The sequence below is a fragment of the Bradyrhizobium yuanmingense genome (assembly GCF_029167105.1).
GTDB classification, from domain to species: domain Bacteria; phylum Pseudomonadota; class Alphaproteobacteria; order Rhizobiales; family Xanthobacteraceae; genus Bradyrhizobium; species Bradyrhizobium yuanmingense_A.
In genome coordinates this window covers 1-16871 of sequence record NZ_JARFML010000011.1, presented here as the reverse complement: position 1 = coordinate 16871, position 16871 = coordinate 1, and the positions used below count along the sequence as shown (strand labels likewise).

Below are 16871 nucleotides of genomic sequence, written 5' to 3'. Positions count from 1 at the left end.
CCCCAGTCAGCAAGTGTCCGGCTACATCCGCTTCGCGACCTCTTCCAGCATGACTTCGGTGGCGCCGCCGCCGATGGTCAGGACCCGCGCATCCCGAACCATACGCTCGATCGGCGTGCCACGCATGAAGCCGCTGCCGCCGTGCAACTGCAGACAGCCGTGCACGACCTCGTGCAACACCTCGGGCGACAGCGCCTTGACCATCGACACTTCGCGCAAGCAGGGCTGCCCGGCCGCGGCGAGCTCGGCGGCGTGATAGGCAAGCTGGCGCGCGGCGGCGGCCTTGGCCGCGAGCTGGGCGAGCTTCAGCCGCACCGCCTGCTGGTTCCAGAGAGGTCCGCCGAACGCCTGCCGTGTCTTCACGTAGTTCGCCGTCAGCTCGATCGCCTTGGCGGATTCCCCGGCGCAGATGCCGCCGATGCAGATACGCTCGTTCTGGAACGTCTCCATGATGCCGTAGAAGCCCTTGTTCTCCTCTCCGAGCAGCGCATTGGCCGGTACACGGACGTCCTGGAAGGCGATTTCGGCGGTGTCCGAGCAGAGCCAGCCATGCTTGTCGAGCTTGGTCACGGCGATGCCGGGCAAATTGCGCTCGACGATGAACAGCGAAAGACCACGGCTGCCTTTGGCATGCGGATCGGTACGGGCCGCGACGATCAGGATGTCGCCATAAACCGCGTTGGTGATGAACATCTTGGAGCCGTTGATCACCCAGCCGTCGCCATCGCGGGTTGCGCGGGTCTTCAGGCCCGCAACGTCGGAGCCGGCATCCGGCTCGGTCACCGCGATCGAGCAGATGGTCTCGCCGCGGATGATCGCCGGCAGGTATTTCTGCTTCTGGTCCGGCGTGCCGCGCAGCGAGATGTGCACCGCCGACATGTCGGTGTGCACCAGGACCGACGAGGTAAACCCGCCGAAGCTCGAGCGCCCCAACTCCTCGGCGAACACCATCGAGGCCAGCGGGCCCATGTCGGTGCCGCCATACTCGGGCGCGTGGCGCATGCCGAGGAATCCGAGCGCGCCCATGCGGCGAAAGATCTCGCGCGGGATCTTGCCGTCGCGCTCCCAGGCCTCGCCACGCGGCACCACCTCCTTCTCGACGAAACGGCGTACCTGCTCGCGCAGCATGCGAAGCTCTTCGGGCAGATTGGGCTGCTCCGAGAATTGAAATGCGGCTTCAACAGGCTGGCGGGAACTTGAAGTCATGACGTTCATTGTGCCGCCCTCCCATCATCGATTTGAAGATGTCCGCGCAGGAATTTTGCGAGCGCCGCGATCGCTTCGCTGGCCTGCGGGATTTCCGGGAACATCTGGAATACGTGAATCATGCCATCAAAGACCTGCAGCTCGACGTTGACGGCGGCAGCCCTGGCCCTGGCAGCGAACTCGGTCGAATCGTCGCGCACCGTCTCGCGGTCGCCGACCTGGATCAGAAGCGGCGGCAAGCCGGACAGATCGGCGTAGAGCGGCGAGGCCAGCGGATGACGCGGATCGCCATCCCGGCCCAGATAGCTTTTCGCAAGCGCGAGGATCATCGCGCGCTGATGGATCGGATCGGCCTTCGCGCGGCTTTCGTAGCTTGCACCTGTCGCGGCGAGGTCGGTCCAGGGTGACATCAGCACAGCGGCTGCCGGCAGGGTCACGCCGCGATCACGCAACGCCAGCATGGCGCCCAGCACGAGGTTGCCGCCGGCCGAGTCTCCCGCGAGCGCGATGTCGGCCGGCTGAAAACCCTGGTCGAGCAGGTATCGATAGGCGGCGAGCGCATCGTCCAGCGCGGCTGGAAAGCGATGCTCCGGCGCCAGGCGGTAGTTGATCGCCACGACGCGGCAGCCACAGGCGTGACCAATGCGCGCGGTCAGATCGCGGTGCGAAACGATCGAGCCGACACGGAAGCCGCCGCCATGGAGATAGAGGATGACTTTCTCCTGCGGCGCGGCGGCCGGCACGATCCATTCGCCATCGACACCGCCGGCGGAGACCTGACGGCAGGCCACCGGCACGGAGCAGCCCGCAAACGCTCGATCCCAATCGCGCCGCATCTGCTCGACGCCCGTATCGCGCGTCCATTTGCGGTAGACCGACTGCAGCCGCTCGACGGCACGATCCACGGGAGTCACCGCAATATCGCCGGTCGCATCCTTCATCTCAGCCGCCGATCCCCATGCCGCCGGACACGCCCAGCGTTTCACCCGTGATGTAAGCGGCCTGGTCGGAGGCGAGGAACAGCGCGGCTGCTGCAACCTCATCCGGCTCGCCGAGCCGGCCCAGCAAGGTTGCGTCGGTCATCGCCCGGAGGATCTTGTCGCCGCCGCGGGCGACCGCCTGCTCCAGCATTGGCGTGCGGATCGGGCCGGGCGCAACCGCGTTCGCCGTGATGCCGTAGCGCGCGTTCTCTCGCGCCATGCTCCTGGTGAAGGCGACGACCCCGCCCTTGGCGGCTGAGTAAACCGCCCCACCCTTGGAGCCGAGCCGGGCGGCCTCGGATGTGATGTTGATGATGCGGCCGTACCTCGCAGCCTGCATTGCCGGCAGGACGGCCTGGGTGCAGGCCAGGACGGACGTAAGATTGACCGCGATCAGCTTCGCCCAGTCCTGCGGCGTGGTCTCGGTGAAGAAGGCGTGCTGGTCGATCCCGGCATTGTTGACGAGGATGTCGAACGGCCCGTGCTGCGCCATCGCCGCCTGCACCGCGCCCGCATCGCTGACGTCGAGGCGAACCGCCATGGCGCGGATCTGCCGCCCGATCTCGGAAGCCTGGGTCATATCGAGGTCGGCAATCACGACGTTGGCGCCAGCGTCGACGAAGCTCTTCGCAATCGCAGCGCCAATGCCCCGCGCGCCGCCCGACACGAAGGCGCGCCGGCCGTCCAGACGTCCGAATGGCAGGCTGTCCGCCACGCCTCAGCGTCCCGTGAAGACGGGCTTGCGCCGCTCGATGACGGCTGCAAGGCCCTCGCGCGCGTCGGCCATGCCCGACAGCTCTGAAACCGTACGCGCCTCCTCCGACAGGCATTGCTCGATGCTGGTCCCGGTGCCGGCCCAGACCAGGCGCTTGGTCGCGGCAAGCGCCTTCGGCGCGCCGGCGGCGAGCTCGCGCGCCAGCGCCAGCGAGGCCTCCGTGAGTTCGCCGTCAGGAACGACCTTGGTGACGATTCCCATCTGCAGCGCCTCGGACGCCGGGATCACCGGATTGGTGAGGAGGATCGACATCGCGCGCCGCAAGCCCACCAGGCGGGATAGCGTGACGGACACGCCCGCATCCGGCGCCATCGCCACCCGCGTCGCCCCCGCAAGGAACCTGGCCGACTCGGCGGCGATGACGATGTCGGAGGCGCAGACGAGGCCGAACCCGCCGCCCCCCGCCGCAAAGCCATGCACCGAGGCGATGACGGGCGCTTCGAGCCGCAACAAGCCGGTGACCGCGTTCTGCAGATAGGCCGTCGCCTGGCGGATATAGTCCGGCAATTTCTCGCCCTTGGATGCGAAGGCGCGCACGTCGCCACCCGCGCAGAAGTTCGCGCCCTCGCCGCTCAGCAGCACCACGCGCAGATCGGGGTGGCCGTGACACGCCATGATGGCATCGCAGAGCGCGCCGAGAAGCTCGACGCTCATCCCGTTCGCGGCATCGGGCCGGTTGAGACGCAGATGCGCGATGCCCTTGTCGATGTCGAGCAGAACAGGTCCCCTATCGATCATGGCGCGAGACCTCTCCTAGACCAGGAATGACAGCGTGTAGATCGCCTTGTCGTTGTTGACGAGCACCACCTTCTTGTAAGCCATGCGCAATTCGCCATCGACATGGCGCAGCCGGTATTCGTTGCGAGCGGCCCACAGCGTGTCGTCGCGCAAGCTCGATTCGAAGATCAGGCTGTTGCTGGCCACCGCAATGTCGCCGCCCGGCTGCTCGTCCATAAGCTCGATGTTGGAGACGAGCCGGCGCAAATTCGATTGCGGCGTCTGGGTGAAATGCTTGCCTGTCATGAGCTGGCGCACGCGCAGGGCTATCCGCGAGCGATTGTCGTAGATGATGGACATCTCCCGCTCCGGATCGATATTGGCGCCGTTGGCCGGCACCCAGTAGACGCCGTCATCGGTCCAGAGCCTTTCCCAGGCTTCGTATTGATGCTCGTCCTGCAAGCGCGCCTCGCGATTCAGGAAAGCGGTCACGGCGCTCATCAGCGTGACGCTGCTCTCGCGCGACAGCATCAGGCGGCCTCCATCAGCTTGCGATAGTGAGCCCAGATGCCGCGCGACGGCACCTCGTCCGTGACGTGGCCGACCTTGAAGCCGAGCTCGTCCCGTCGCTCGCGCTTTTCGCCGCGGCCGAGAAAGACCCATTCCGGATTGCGCGCCAGCACGCCGCGATGGCAGCGCTCGTACATCTCGGAATCATCGGCAAGCAGGAAGCCGGCCGGGCCGACGGAGCCCATGGTCTGCTGGCGCAGGCGGCGGTTGAGGTCGGGCGCCCCCTTGAACTGGAGCGCAGTGACGTGCTGCACGCTGTCGTCGACACCGAGCGGTTGAATGACGAACATCTGGATTTCGGCAATGAACAGGTTCGGGAAGATCATCACATGCGGCGTGCCGTCGATCATGATCTGGCGCGCTGCGGTGTCTCCATAGGCCGCCTTCATCCGCGCCGCGTAGTCGGGCAAGCGCTCTTCACTGGTGCCGAACCAGCTCATCGGCAGGTCGCGCTTGCGGAACTCGGGCCGCAGGTCGATCTCCGTGTGGCCGTTGCCGTAGTCGCGGGTCAGTGCAGTCGAGGCACCGCCATAGAGCTTGCCGATCATGCTGTCGGCGACGCCGAAGATCGAGGTATGAACGAAGGCCGGATGGTAGCCGTCGCACTCGTTCTCCAGGATGAACTTCCAGTTCGCCTTCACGCGATGCTTGAGGAAGCCGGCCGTGATTTCAACCTCGCCCTCCGGCGAGGTGCGTACCAGCCGGTCGATGGTCTCGGCGGCGCCCCCGAGGTGTTCCTTCAGCGTCGGTCCATCAGCAGCGAACGATCCGAAGACAAAACCGCGATAGGATTCGACGCGCGTCACCCGACCGAGCGCGAGCTCGGCCCTGTCCTGTCCCTCGTAGCCGTCGGGGAAGGCATAGCCGACCAGGCGGCCGTCATTGGCGAACGTCCATGAGTGGAACGGACAGGTGAAGGACCGCGCATTGCCGCGCTCATAGGAGCAGACCTGATTGCCGCGATGGGAACAGCGGTTGAGCAGCAGGTTGATCTTACCCTGCTCGTCGCGCGTCATGATCACGGATTGCGGGCCGATCGACTTGACGACGTAGTCGTTGGCCTTCGGGACCTCGCTTTCGTGGCCGACATAGACCCAGGTCCGGTACCAGATGTTCTGCAGCTCCGCCTCGAAGATGGAGCGGTCGGTGTAGAGCGAGCCATGGATCCGATCGGGGCGGATCAGCTCGTTCCATTGCGCCATCCGTCGTACGACGTTCATCGTCTGGCCCTCGACCGAATAATAATCCGACTGACCGTTTAACTATTAGCAAAGCTACCGCCGCTCCGCAAGCCCGAATGCGTGGTCCACGCCGTTGCCCCGGCTGGGCTTCCGATTCCTCGGGCGCCGATCGACCACAGCGCGCTGATCAAGGGCCGCGCCCGGCAGCCGGAGCAGAAGCCGCCCGCAGAGAGCCGATGATGTGGAAGACTGAAACAGCAGTTAGCTGGAGGCCCCTGATCGACCATTGCGGCGCGTCACCTGGAGTGACGGCAATCTCGAAATGCCGATCGGCAGCCATGCCGCGCGGGGCGACGGCGACGACAAGGTGTCCGGCACTAGAGCAGCGCCGGTGTTGCCGTGTCAGCGCCCTGCCAGGACTAGCGGCAGCTGAAGCTTGAAGGCTGCGTTGCCGGCCCGCTGCCGTTCCATGTCGTCATCAGCGGATAGACACACGCCGGATAGCTCACGGTGTTATCGCGAGATACCAGCATGATCTCCTCCGGCGCTACGCCCCGCTCGACCCAGTCCGTGAGCGCGGAGAAGAATTGATCCTGCTCGCGAGCGGGCTTCTGGTTGGCATTGCCAGGCAGTTTCGGCAACGGAACCGCATCGTTGCGGCCTCCCGCCGCATAAGCGCGTCCCTGAGAGGAATGCGCGACGCCCGGCAACAAGTACATGCGCAGGAATTTCTGCACCTCGGCATGACCTCCCATCGCCGCCACCACACGCTCATGATAATTGACGTTGCCTGCAGGCGGAATGGCGTCGTCGGCCAGCCCGCTCCAGACGATCACCTTGCGGCCGAGGTCGCGCAGCTTGGCAAGATCGGCCTTGTCGGTGGCGAGACCCGCGAACAGCGTCGGCTGCAGCGACACGTTCTTGTCGACGGCATCGGCAACGCCGGCATAGTCGAGCTCGAGCCATTTGTTCCGGACGCTGGTGGAGCCGTTCGCGATCGGGATCGACGAGGTCGCGCTGGCATCGGCAGCATAGCGCACGTCCTGCAAGGCCAGCGCCAGACTGTCCGTCGATGCGCTCTTGATCAGGCTGGTGATCGCGGTGCCGCGTGTGAACGTCCACCAGAGCTGATTGTTGCCGAGCGACTTTCCGCTGCGGGCGTCGCGGGTCTGTGCTGTATCGACGCTGCCATCACGCGTCGCGCCATGCCAAATCTTGCCGAGCGCCCTCGCCTCGCTGGCGCTCATGCAGGTCGCAGCATCATTGCTGCTGCCGGTGACGCCGGTTCCCGCCTCCCCCGCGCAGAGCGCTGCCGCATCGCGTGCGGGATCGTAGTCGCACGCAAAGGGATCGAGCAGGAAGCCGAGCCCCGCCTTGTCGCAGGTCGCCACCGCGCGCTTGTTGGCCGCATCCACCTTGGACGCGAAGGCAGCAGCTTGATCCTTGTTGACTGCGGTGATGCCGAGCTCGGTCTTCATCACGATCTGCGGATAGATCGAGGCCGTGCCGAATCTGGCAATGTTGAGCGCAGGCTGGGCGATCAAATAGCCGTCATAGAGCTCCGGAAAGTCCTGAGCGATCTTCATGCCCTGCCGGCCGCCTTGCGAATGGCCGTCGTAATAGGCGAACTTCGGCGCCTTGCCGTAATAAAGATTGACCAGCGCCTTGGTCTTGACCGCCTGCTCGACCATCGCACCGACAGAAAAGCTGCGCAGCGCCTCGGCATTCACCTTGCCGTCGGATAAAAACGTGAAGGAACCGTCCTGGTACCAGGGCTGGCCGGCATCGGTGGTGCCGGACGCATAGCCGACGTTGGCATTGACGATGGCCGGCACCTTGCTTCCGATCTTGTCGGCATAGCGATGGCCGCCACCGACCCAGCCGCCGCCGCCATAGTTGCGAATGCGCTCATTCCAATTGGCGGGTGTGGGCAGCCAGACTTCGATGCCGATGCCTTCAGAATACGACCGCGCCGACTTGTCCTTCTCCGCAGTGACGCCGGGGCCGACCAGCAATTTGACCAGGCAGAGGTCGGCGACCGCCGTGACCGGCGTCGGCGCGTCCGGCGCGCGCAATTCCTCGCCCTTCTTTACCAGGCGAACGGCGACGACGCTGGTATTCTCATCAGGATGAAAAGCCTGCTTGATACCATCGTCGCACGCCAGCGGCTCGGCCAGCGCAGCGGTGAACTGGCTCGAGACGGCCAGCAGCAGAAGCGACCAGATGAGTTTCCGTGGCGGCGTCGACATCGACATATCCCCTCGATTTGCGGGCGTGCAACGATAGCGCGTCAGCGACCCCAGACAATTATTGGTTTGTTACGCTGACCTAACACGATGTTATCTTTCCGCCGGACCCGGAGCCGGTGAAGCGCTCGATGCATGCATCGCCGCGCACCAGCCGAATGTCATTGCAGGCCCGATCATGGTCCCCGGCCCCGGATAGGTGCCTCGAAAGATCGACGCGGAATCGGCACCGACGGCGTAGAGGCCGGGGATCACCGTTCCGCGGCGCGACAAAACCCGGGCCGTTGCGTCCGTGCGCAGGCCGGCACTGCTGGCGAGATCCGTCGGCCACACTGCGACGGCATAGTATGGCCCGGGACCGATCCGCCGCAGGCACGGGTTCGGCTTGACCAGTGGATCACCATTGAACCGGTTCAACTCGCTCGAACCGCGGCCGAAGTCCTCGTCCACACCGATCTCGGCAAAGCGATTATATCGCTCCACCGTTTGGGCGAGTTCGCCGCTGTCCACGCCGATTTCTTCGGCCAGAGCCTCAATGCTCTCGGCGGCCAGCAGATATTGGGCCCTGAGAAACTTCCTCAAGTCCTTCGTTCCAGGACGAACCAGACCGATCCCGTAGGTGCGGATAAAGGCGTGATCGCAGATAAGGAAGGCGGGCACCGTCGCGGCAGAAGACGCGTTCGACCGCAGCATCGCCGCTGCGAAATCGTGATAGGAATCGGCTTCATTCACGAAACGGCGTCCCGACCTATTCACTGCAAGCAGTCCCGGCTTGGCACGATCCAGCATGATGTGCGGGAAAACGGAAACGTGCCCATCGGCCTGCGTCATGACCGAGCTCGGCATCCACAGGGCCGGGCTATCGAGGTCGCGCTCGATGACCGCATCGACGCGTTCGGCCGCAAGCAAGCCGTCCCCGGTACAGGACGACGGCGTGAGCGAAAATTGGAGCGCGGCCTCCGGAAAGAACTTCTCGCGAAGCTCGCGGCTCCAGCCAATGCCTCCCGTCGCCAGCACGACGCCTTTGTGCGCTCGTATCGCCAACGCTCCGGCGGGTGACGAGAAGACAGCGCCCACCACCGCATCGCCGTCGCGAACGAGCTCACTCAGTCCCGTCCCGTATCGCAGATGGACGCCGGCTCGCAGGAGGCTGTCGAGCAGTCGTGCGACGAGAGCATTGCCCATGACCAGGCGCGTTCCGCGCCTGTGGGAAAGCCGATCGAACAGGTACCGGCCGAGGAGGGCGATGACATCCCTGAAGTTGCGCCAGCTGCGGAACGGCGCCAAAAGCGGCGCGATATCAGCCTTGGCCACCATCATGCCGCCGAGAACCATGAACTCTCGCCGCGGCGGCCTGATGCGGCAGAAGTCCTTGCCGAGCGTGCGGCCGTCGAATGGCACCGTCCCAAGCGCTCGACCGCCGATCGCTGCGCCGGGAAGATCTTTGTAGTCGGGATGCACCGGCGGCGCCGCAAACAACACGCTCGTCCTCCGCGCGAGATAGTCGAGCATCATGGGGCCTGCCTGGAGGAATCCATCCACGCGCGCGTCCGCCGCGTGTTCGCCGAGCAAGGCGCCGACATAGACCCGCGCTGCGTCGATTCTGTCTGGCGTGCCTGTACACTGTCCTTGTTGGTTGCCGGGAATCCAGACCGTGCCGGCGGAGGTCGCGGTGGTGCCGCCAACGGTGTCTGATTTCTCGCACAGGATCACGTCGAGGCCTTCAAGGGCAGCCACGAGCGCGGTCGTCATGCCGCCCGCGCCCGCCCCGATGACGAGGAGGTCGGTCTCAACGTCCCAGGAGCGATCGGCCTGCGACATTCCGAGCTACCCTTCCGGCCCTCGACGCACGGTGAACACGGCGTGCGAGCACATTGCCATCAGCCGACATCCGCGATGCGGGCATCCAGCGCAAACATGCTCTGATAGACTTCGGGCTCGCTTGCCTCGCCGAGCATGTCAGGCGCGAGCTTGCGTACCTGACTCAAGGCCGCCTGCAATGACGCGACGTCGAGCGCCTCGATCAGCAAAAGCGCTCCAAAGAAGCCCTCGTTCTTCCTCATTCCTTTTTCGGCCGTCCGCACCGACGTGCGCGCCTTGTCGGTCGCGCCGATCTGCACGGCGGCAATCCCGTCGCACGCAACGAGCGCCTGAGCCAGCTCTTGCGGATCTTTGGGCAATACCTCGATCCGGAGCGCCATGACCGATGCTCCCTCGCCCCGCCCTGCGCGCGCGACCAAACTACCCCCGCCCCGGATGAAATTGCCGAGTTTCGGCATGATGCGCTGCGACCACGGGGTCGGCGCGTTGAGGCGGGCGAGATAGGCTTCGCCATCGAGGACTTCCGGCGTTTCCAGCTCATAGAGAATGAAGAAGCGATCGATGTCGGCTCGTACCGCGCGAAAGACCCGGCAGGCGAGGAAGCCTTTTGTCGTCACCCGTTCCGTCGTGTGCTCGCGCGTCAGCCAGTGCCGGTAGTCGACGAGATCGGCCGGCTCGATATCACTCCAGATCGCCAGAAATCCCCAGCCACGCATTCGCCCCTCCCGTTTTGTCACGCCTCAAATCCGTGCAGCGCGGCCGGGATGGCGGCGGGCATGCGTCCGAGCCGTTGCACGGCCGCGAGCATGGCGGCGATGTAGCCGTAGGGGCCAAGCCCGCAGATCACGGCCGTCGACGCGGTCGAGGTGATCGAATGCCGATGCAACTCGTCGCGGGCGTGAATGTTGGAGATGTGGACCTCGAACTTGGGGCCGTCGAAGATCTTCAAGGCATCGATCAGGGCGACCGAGGTGAACGAGAACGCCGCCGGGTTCATGATGATCGCGTCCATGCTGCCATGAGCCTGCTGGATCAGGCCGACGAGTTCGCCCTCGATGTTGGTCTGGTGGAACGACAGCGACACGTCGAGGAGCTGCGCCACCTGCTCACAGCTGGCCTCGATTTCGCGAAGCGTCGTCTTGCCGTAGATGTGCGGCTCCCGAACGCCAAGGAAGTTGAGATTGGGGCCGTTCAGGATCATTATCCTCGTCGCCATCGGGCCGCTCCTTCGCAAGACGTGACTAGCCGGTCAACCATTTCGCGGGTCCCGTGACCAATTGCGGGAACAGGACCATCAGCAGCAGCACGACGAGCTGCGCGATCAGGAAGGGCCACACGCCCTTGATGACCTCCTCCATGCTGATCCGCGAGACGCCGCACACCACGTTCAGGACCACGCCGACCGGCGGCGTGATCAGGCCGATCGCATTGTTGATGATGAACAGGACGCCGAAATAGACGGGATCGATGCCGGCCTGCTTGACGATGGGCATCAGGATCGGCGTCAGAATCAGGATCGTCGGGGCCATGTCGAGCGCGGTGCCGACGATGACGACGAGGATCATGATCGCGAGCATCAAGAGCGTCGGACTACCCATGAAGGGACGCACGAGATCCACCACCTGGGTCGCGATCTCCGCAACCGTGATCAGCCAGGACGAGACCAGCGCCGCCGCCACCAGGAACATCACGACGCTGGTGCTGAGCGCCGCCGAGACCATGACCTCGTATAGCTGCGAGAGCTTCAGTTCGCGATAGATGCAGGTCGCCACGAACAGCGCATAGACCGCCACCACCACCGCGGCCTCAGTCGGCGTGAAGATGCCGAAGCGCAGGCCTACCACGATGATCACCGGGAGCATCAGGGCCCAGACGCCGTCGATCACCGCTCTCGCGATCTCGCGCAGCGACTTGCGCGGCGGACTTTCGATGTCCTCATTGCGGGCAACCCACCACCACGCGACGCAGAGCCCCACGCCAAGCAGCAGCCCGGGCACGATGCCGGCGAGAAACAGCTTCGAGATCGAGACGCCGGCGGCGACGCCGAACAGCACGAAACCGATGCTGGGAGGGATGATGGGGGCAATGATGCCGCCGGCCGCGACGAGCCCGGCGGCGTACATCTTCTTGTGGCCGGCGGCGACCATCATCGGCACGATCAGCGCGGCAAGCGCCGCGGCATCCGCGGCGGCCGAGCCGGACAGCGACGCGAGCGCGCAGGATGCCAGGATCGCGACATAGCCGAGGCCGCCCTTGACATGACCGACCACCGCGAGCGCGATGTCGACGATGCGTTTGGCGAGCCCGCCCTTGTTCATGATCTCGCCGGCGAGCATGAAGAACGGCACCGCCATCAGCGGAAAGCTGTCCGCGCCGTTGATGATGTTCTGCGCGACGATCTGCGAATCGAAGATGTCGAGATAGTGCATCAAAGCGACGCCGCAGACGATCAGCGCGAAGGCAATCGGCATGCCCAGCGCCATGGCGGCGAGCAGGGAGAATGTGAAGACGGCAATCGTCATGATCTCATCCGACCGCGGCGCTCAGGTATGCTCGTCGCTTTCCCTGACTGCGATGAGGTCTTCTCCGGTGGCGGCCCCTGCCAGAACGCGATAGAGATCGTAAGCGAGGATCACGGCCGCCGAGACGCCGAACACGAGGCCCGACGAGTAGAAGAACAGGCCGACCGAGATTCCCGACGCGGGCGCGGAGTCGCCGAAGGTCAGAACCGCCTGCTTCCAGCTCCCGAGCGTCAGCAGCCCGTCCGCGTACAGCATCAGGAGATAGCTGATCACGAAGCAAAGGAGCCTGCCGCCCGGCGGCAGCGCGCGCACCAGCATGTCGACGCCGAGATGGGCGTGCCGCCGCAGCGCGACGATGGCGCCGAGGAAGGTCAACCACACCAGCAGCCAGCGCGACAACTCCTCCGACACCGCGATGCCGGAGTTGAAGGCATAGCGCAGCACGACGTTGCTGAAGACCAGCGCCACCATGGCGGCGAGGCACAGTGCGATCACCGCCTTGAGGATCTCGCAGTAGGCGTCGAGGAGCCTTGCCATGTCGGCCCTGCCCCTCCGCTCACTTGACCGTGCTGCGAATGCGCGCGAGCTCGGCGTTGAAGAGCTTGACCTTGTTCGGATCGTACTCGGCGGAAAACTTGTCGATCACGGGCTTCACCGCGTCCTGCATCCGCGCATATTCCGCCGGCGCGATCTCGTTGAATTGCATGCCCTTGGCCTTCAGCTCGCCGAGTGCCTGATCGGCGGCGCGTTTGGTCTGCTCGCGCTGGTACTGGACCGTCTCCGCGTAGGTGTCGCGGAACATCTTTTGCTCCTCGGGCGAGAGCTTGTCCCAGAACTTCTTGCTCACGATGATGATGTTCTGGGTGAAGGTGTGGTTGGTCGCCGAGACGTATTTCTGCACCTCGTAGAACTTGTTCGACAGGATGACGCTGTAGGGATTCTCCTGGCCGTCGACCGTCTTGTTCTCGAGCGCGGTATAGAGCTCGCCGAATGCCATCGGCACCGGGTTGGCCTTGAACGCCTTGAAGGTCTCCAGATAAACCGGGTTCGGGATCACGCGCAGCTTCAGGCCCGCGAGATCCTCAACCTTCGCGACCGGCCCCCGGCTGTTGGTGACGTTGCGGAAGCCGAGCCCCCAATAGCCCAGCGGGATCAGGTCCTTCTCGGGCAGGAGATCCATCATCGCCTTGCCGAACGGGCCGTCTGCAAGCGCCGTCGCCTGATCGAACGTCGCGACGATGAAGGGAAAATCGAACAGGCCGAGGTCCTTGACGACACCGGCGAGCGACGTCGTCGACGCCGAGAAGATTTCCTGCGTACCACCACGGACGGCCGATTGCTGCTGCAGCTCGTTGCCGAGTTGCGAAGCGGGAAACTCGCGGATCTTGAGCTTGCCGCCGCTCTTGGCGCCAAGCACTTCGGCGAATTTCTGCACGCCGAGACTGACGGGATGATCCGTGTTGTTGAGGTGCCCCCAGCGGATCGTCCGCTCCTGCACTTCGGCTGCGGCAGGCCACCCGGTGAGCACTGCACTCACCGCGACGACCGCCAATCCCAGCATCTTTGTCCGCATGCCGTCCTCCCCTCGCCTGATGTTGCCGCGATCTGGCGCCGCGACTTTGGTTCGCAAAGATAGACACATGAGAATAGCCGAGTCAAAATATGAAATAGATTTTATCCGATGATTCTACTATCGTCTGGGATATCGATTTGCGGGCTGCAAGGCCCAGGAGCTGCCCAAGGCCAAGACCATGCCTTTGATTGACAAGGAAGAATCCGCGATCAGCGAGGACTGCTATCGCCGGATCCGGACCGACATCATTTTCGGCCGGCTGGCGCCAGCGCAGCGGCTGAGGCTCGAAGCGCTGCGCGAGAACTATGGCGTGAGCGTTAGCACGCTGCGCGAAATCCTGACCCGGCTCGCAGCCGAAGGCTTCGTGACGGCCGAAGGCAAACGGGGTTTCGAGGTGGCCGCGGTCTCCGCCGATAATCTGCGTGAGCTCGCCGGCCTGCGGCTGCTACTCGAGTCCCACGCGATGGCGATCTCTTTCGCCAATGCGGACGTCGAGTGGGAGGGACGCGTCGTCTCCGCCCATCACAAGCTCGCCTCGACGGAGCGGCTGATGGATTCCGGCATCGGCGAGCCGGAGCAGTGGAAGCGCTATGACGGCGAATTCCACCAGGCGCTGATCTCGAATTGCGGATCGCGCCTGCTGATGGATACGCACAGCCTCGCCTTCGACAAATATTTCCGCTACCAGATGGTGGCCTTCCACTACCGCGGCGCCGAGCCGGCCGAACAACACCGAGCGCTGCTCGACTGCGCGCTGAGGCGCGACGCCGAGACGGCGAACAATGTGCTGTCGGCACATGTCAACAACTGTGTCGCACATGCGCTTGCCAACAGCTCATTGCGCTGAGAGAGCGCTGCGGTGACGGCGCGGATCATCGCGGCCGACAGGGTCGAGATCGCGGTGCCAGCCGGCGACGTGCTTGGCGAGACGCCGCTCTGGTGCGGCCGCTCGGGCAAGCTCTGGTGGATCGACATCGACCGGCAGCTTCACCAATCCTTCGACCCCGCGACTGGCGCCCACGAGACGGTACACCATGACTGCCGGTTTCTCGGCAGCCAGGCGCTGACCTCCGACGGCGCGCATATCCTTGCGCAGGATCTGAGCTTGTTTCGTCGCGATGCGGCGAGTGGCCTGACGAGCCGTCTCTGCGAGGTCGAAACCGGGCTCGACAATCGGCTCAACGACGGACGGGTCGATGCGCGAGGGCGTCTGTGGATCGGGACGATGGACAACGAGTTGCACCGGCCGAACGGCGCGCTCTACCGCGTCGACGGCGGTGCGGTCGCGCGCATGTTCGGCGATGTCATCGTCACCAACGGCATTGCGTTTTCGCCCGACAACCGCACGCTCTATTTCACGGATACGCGGCGCTATCGCACCTGGAGCTTCGATTTCGATCTCGACGACGGCACGATCGGCGACAGAAAGCTGTTCGCGGATTACGCGGCCTCTGGAGAACGCCCGGACGGCGCCTGCGTCGATGTCGATGGCGGGCTCTGGACGGCGTTCTTCTCGGGAGGGCGCGTGGTGCGCTATCGGCCGGACGGCCGGATCGACACGATCGTCCCGCTGCCTGTGACCAATCCGACCTGCGTCTGTTTCGGCGGCAACGACTACAAGACCATGTTCGTCACCAGCGCACGCAAATTTCTCGACACCGGACAGTTGAGCAGCGAGCCCGAAGCGGGCCACCTCCTCGCGATCGACGGGCTTGCGCAGGGGCTTCCGGAACATCGGTTTATGTGATCCCCTTGGCGCCCACGGTTGCCGTAGTCGACAGCGGTGACGACCGCCGCAATGCGAAGTTGGGAATCGTTAGCCTCGCCTGGTGATTTGCTTCTTGCGATACGTCTTGCCTTTCACCCCCATCTCCGCCGGCGCGCTGCTTCGTGGCTTGTCTCCCTCGGTCTGACCGGCTAGGCAAGCCTCGGCAGGCACGCCTTGCAAGTGGAGCGTTTATGATGTCTGAGCGTCCGGCGCGCGACGAGCAAAGACTTCTCTTGGTGGACGAAGATCTCAAGCCGTTGGGCCGATTGTGATGCCTACGGACACGTAAACAATGCGACCTACTATAGCTGGTTCGACACGGCCTTGACGCTTCTGGCGATCGAGCGCGGAATTCTCCGTGCACCAGGTCAGACGTCGATCGGGCTTTGCATCGCCAGTGAATGCGAATTCCTGGCTCCGGTCGGCTTTCCGGAAACGGTCGATATCGGCATTCGGTTGGGTCGACTGGGGGGCAGTTCGATCACGTACGAGCTCGCGATATTTGGCGAAGCCGCCGACAAGGCATCGGCCGTCTGTAAATTCACGCACGTCTATGTCGACGCCGAAACGCGAGCGAAGGTATCGCTTACCGAAGAGCAAAGATCTGCGATTAGAGATTTGCTTCGATACTAGCACTCGCGCGCTTTGCTCGTCCCCTCTGAAGGCTTTCTTTGAGCAAGAAGCGCGACCTGCCTTGCGCCGTGCGGCACGAGGTAGATGACGAGGAACAGCAGCACGCCGAACACCGCGCCGGAGAGGCCCTTGGAGATGCTTTCCGCGATATTCGGCACGAAGATGATGAAGGCCGCGCCGACGAACGAGCCGGGCAGCCAGCCGACGCCGCCGACCACCATGCCGAGGAACAGCGAGATCGCGAGGAGGAAGGTATAGCTGTCGGGCGCCACGAACTGCACCGCAATGGCGCTCATGCCCCCCGCCACTCCGGTGATGCCGGCGCTCACTCCGAAGGCCAAGGTCTTGTAGAGTGCGACGTCGACGCCCATCGCGGAGGCCGCGATCTCGTTGTCGCGGATCGCCATGAAGGCGCGGCCCGAGCGGGAGCGCAACAGGTTCACCGCGAAGATGTAGATCGCGACCGTCACGGCGAGCGTGAAATAGTACAGCCACATATCCTGCGACATCGGCAGGCCGAACGGTGCGTCCGGCTTGGTGACGACGAGGCCCTGCACGCCGCCGGTCCAGTGCTCGAGAACGTTCAGCTTCAACAGTTGCGGCATCGCGGTCGCGAGCGCAAAGGTCGCGAGCGCGAGATAGATGCCCGACAGCCGCAGCGCCGGCTTGCCGAACAGGTAGCCGAATCCGAAGCAAATTACGGCGGAGATCGGAATGGTCAGCGCGTAGTTGACGTTGGCATGCTCCATCAGCACCGCCGAGGTATAGGCGCCGACGGCGTAGAACGCGCTCTGGCCGAGCGAGAACTGGCCGCTTCCGCCGGTCAGGATGTTCAGCGCCAGCACCGCGAGCCCGTAGATCAGGAGCATCGTCATCTGG

The 16871-nt window shown here is 64.4% G+C and carries 17 protein-coding genes; 3 read left to right on the top strand and 14 right to left on the bottom strand.

The window, feature by feature from the left end; all coding sequences use genetic code 11:
• Positions 1 to 21: 21 nt before the first annotated feature.
• The 13 genes from P0R31_RS16075 to P0R31_RS16015 form a co-directional block, all read right to left on the bottom strand.
• Entirely contained in the window at positions 22 to 1206 is a 1185-nt protein-coding gene (locus P0R31_RS16075) for an acyl-CoA dehydrogenase family protein (protein WP_275514857.1), read from the bottom strand.
• A 5-nt stretch (positions 1207 to 1211) separates the two neighbouring features.
• Positions 1212 to 2147, bottom strand: a complete 936-nt coding sequence (locus P0R31_RS16070) for an alpha/beta hydrolase (RefSeq protein WP_275514856.1) — start codon at positions 2145 to 2147, stop codon at positions 1212 to 1214.
• Position 2148: 1 nt separating this feature from the next.
• Positions 2149 to 2901, bottom strand: a complete 753-nt coding sequence (locus P0R31_RS16065; RefSeq protein ID WP_275514855.1) for an SDR family NAD(P)-dependent oxidoreductase — start codon at positions 2899 to 2901, stop codon at positions 2149 to 2151.
• A gap of 3 nt (positions 2902 to 2904) precedes the next feature.
• Positions 2905 to 3699 (bottom strand): enoyl-CoA hydratase/isomerase family protein, encoded by a 795-nt coding sequence (locus tag P0R31_RS16060; protein WP_275514854.1) that lies wholly within the window; start codon positions 3697 to 3699, stop codon positions 2905 to 2907.
• 15 nt (positions 3700 to 3714) lie between these two features.
• On the bottom strand, positions 3715 to 4209 hold the full coding sequence (locus P0R31_RS16055; protein WP_275514853.1) for an aromatic-ring-hydroxylating dioxygenase subunit beta: 495 nt from the start codon (positions 4207 to 4209) through the stop codon (positions 3715 to 3717).
• Positions 4209 to 5468, bottom strand: a complete 1260-nt coding sequence (locus P0R31_RS16050; RefSeq protein WP_275514852.1) for an aromatic ring-hydroxylating oxygenase subunit alpha — start codon at positions 5466 to 5468, stop codon at positions 4209 to 4211. Before P0R31_RS16050 ends, P0R31_RS16055 begins: the two co-directional genes overlap by 1 nt.
• 380 nt (positions 5469 to 5848) lie before the next feature.
• Positions 5849 to 7678 carry a tannase/feruloyl esterase family alpha/beta hydrolase gene (locus P0R31_RS16045; RefSeq protein WP_275514851.1) on the bottom strand — a complete coding sequence of 610 codons (1830 nt, stop codon included), beginning with the start codon at positions 7676 to 7678 and terminating at the stop codon, positions 5849 to 5851.
• Between the two features lie 90 nt (positions 7679 to 7768).
• Positions 7769 to 9496: an FAD-dependent oxidoreductase gene (locus P0R31_RS16040; protein ID WP_275514850.1), complete on the bottom strand. Its 1728-nt coding sequence runs from the start codon at positions 9494 to 9496 to the stop codon at positions 7769 to 7771.
• 59 nt (positions 9497 to 9555) lie between these two features.
• A complete protein-coding gene (locus tag P0R31_RS16035) occupies positions 9556 to 10212 on the bottom strand; it encodes a hypothetical protein (protein WP_275514849.1) in 657 nt (218 codons plus the stop codon).
• A 17-nt stretch (positions 10213 to 10229) separates the two neighbouring features.
• Positions 10230 to 10712, bottom strand: coding sequence for a type II 3-dehydroquinate dehydratase (locus P0R31_RS16030; protein ID WP_275514848.1), 483 nt, complete (start codon positions 10710 to 10712; stop codon positions 10230 to 10232).
• Positions 10713 to 10737: 25 nt separating this feature from the next.
• Entirely contained in the window at positions 10738 to 12018 is a 1281-nt protein-coding gene (locus P0R31_RS16025) for a TRAP transporter large permease subunit (protein ID WP_275514847.1), read from the bottom strand.
• A gap of 21 nt (positions 12019 to 12039) precedes the next feature.
• Positions 12040 to 12555, bottom strand: coding sequence for a TRAP transporter small permease (locus P0R31_RS16020; protein WP_275514846.1), 516 nt, complete (start codon positions 12553 to 12555; stop codon positions 12040 to 12042).
• 19 nt (positions 12556 to 12574) lie between these two features.
• Positions 12575 to 13591 carry a TRAP transporter substrate-binding protein gene (locus P0R31_RS16015; RefSeq protein ID WP_157282056.1) on the bottom strand — a complete coding sequence of 339 codons (1017 nt, stop codon included), beginning with the start codon at positions 13589 to 13591 and terminating at the stop codon, positions 12575 to 12577.
• A 178-nt stretch (positions 13592 to 13769) separates the two neighbouring features.
• Here P0R31_RS16015 and P0R31_RS16010 point away from each other — a divergent pair, with 178 nt between their 5' ends.
• The 3 genes from P0R31_RS16010 (at position 13770) to P0R31_RS16000 (ending at position 15992) form a co-directional block, all read left to right on the top strand.
• Positions 13770 to 14438, top strand: a complete 669-nt coding sequence (locus P0R31_RS16010; RefSeq protein ID WP_275514845.1) for a GntR family transcriptional regulator — start codon at positions 13770 to 13772, stop codon at positions 14436 to 14438.
• A gap of 12 nt (positions 14439 to 14450) precedes the next feature.
• Positions 14451 to 15338: an SMP-30/gluconolactonase/LRE family protein gene (locus P0R31_RS16005; protein ID WP_275514844.1), complete on the top strand. Its 888-nt coding sequence runs from the start codon at positions 14451 to 14453 to the stop codon at positions 15336 to 15338.
• Between the two features lie 219 nt (positions 15339 to 15557).
• Positions 15558 to 15992, top strand: coding sequence for an acyl-CoA thioesterase (locus P0R31_RS16000; RefSeq protein WP_343299323.1), 435 nt, complete (start codon positions 15558 to 15560; stop codon positions 15990 to 15992).
• Here the strand turns inward: P0R31_RS16000 and P0R31_RS15995 are convergent.
• On the bottom strand, positions 15989 to 16871 hold an 883-nt coding region (locus P0R31_RS15995), incomplete at its 5' end, for a branched-chain amino acid ABC transporter permease (RefSeq protein WP_275514843.1). The two genes, P0R31_RS16000 and P0R31_RS15995, sit on opposite strands and share 4 nt — an antisense overlap.